The sequence below is a fragment of the Candidatus Avoscillospira sp. LCP25S3_F1 genome (assembly GCF_052117125.1).
Lineage (GTDB): Bacteria > Bacillota > Clostridia > Oscillospirales > Oscillospiraceae > Avoscillospira_A.
The window spans coordinates 1-887 of record NZ_JBQKJT010000060.1; the positions used below are offsets into that span (position 1 = coordinate 1).

General features: G+C 47.4%; 1 protein-coding gene. It reads right to left on the minus strand.

Features of this window, described 5'->3' with window-relative positions; genetic code table 11:
• On the minus strand, positions 1-599 hold a 599-nt coding region (locus ACTQ33_RS17090; RefSeq protein ID WP_441465687.1), incomplete at its 3' end, for an IS110 family transposase.
• Positions 600-887 lie beyond the last annotated feature (288 nt).

Sequence of the window (887 nt, forward strand, 5' to 3'; positions counted from 1 at the left end):
ACGCATTCTTTATGCCAAAAGCGGATCACAAAATCCACCCATTTGACATGGCCCTTTGAGTTCCTGCCTTCATTCAGAAATAACTTATTGGCACCGGGGAATGTCTGATCCAGGAGTGAAATTAAACCGTTTCTCAACATTGTACCGGTGGTGGTTGTCCGCTCATAGAGCCGATTCTGGATCTTCAGCATTTGCCTTGTTTCATCTTCTGCGGAATATTCCCTCAGATCCATCCAGAATGTGAGACCATAATTTGCGATTTTCAACGCATCCGCTTTATCCGTTTTAACCTTGCGCAGTGAATTGTCGCTGAAGTTGTGGATCAGAATCGCGTTGACTACACTGACAAAGAATCCAGCCTGTTGCAGCGCCAAAGCCACGGGTCTCCAATACATTCCTGTATGCTCCATGACAATTCGAATCTCGCTGCCTTCATCGTCAAGCCCCTGTAGCTTCTCAAGCAGATTCTTGATACCGGTGACATCATGGCCGACGTCAAATGGGAGTAAAGCCACTTCACCGCCTGGTCTTCTGGCTGCCACTGTGCTTTTATATTTTGAAACATCGATTCCAACCGCTGTAATGACTCCTGCGCTCATACACAATCCTCCTTTGTTTGGTTTTATAACCGGCGACCGCCACAGTTCATTACCGATTCAGCTTGCTTAGTCACACGAATGTACGGATTGCTCCGATGATTCAACCTGCGTAAATCGAACGCTGCAATGAGAGGGTCGGCTAACAGTTTGCACAAACGAGCGTGGTTAGCTCAAGCAATGCCCCGTAAGGCCGATTACCTCTTCATTGTAGCTTAGGTTTGAACCGCTGAACAGCATTACCAGCGCAACACCGTTCTTGGGGTCAAACATATTGTAGCAAGCAATGCC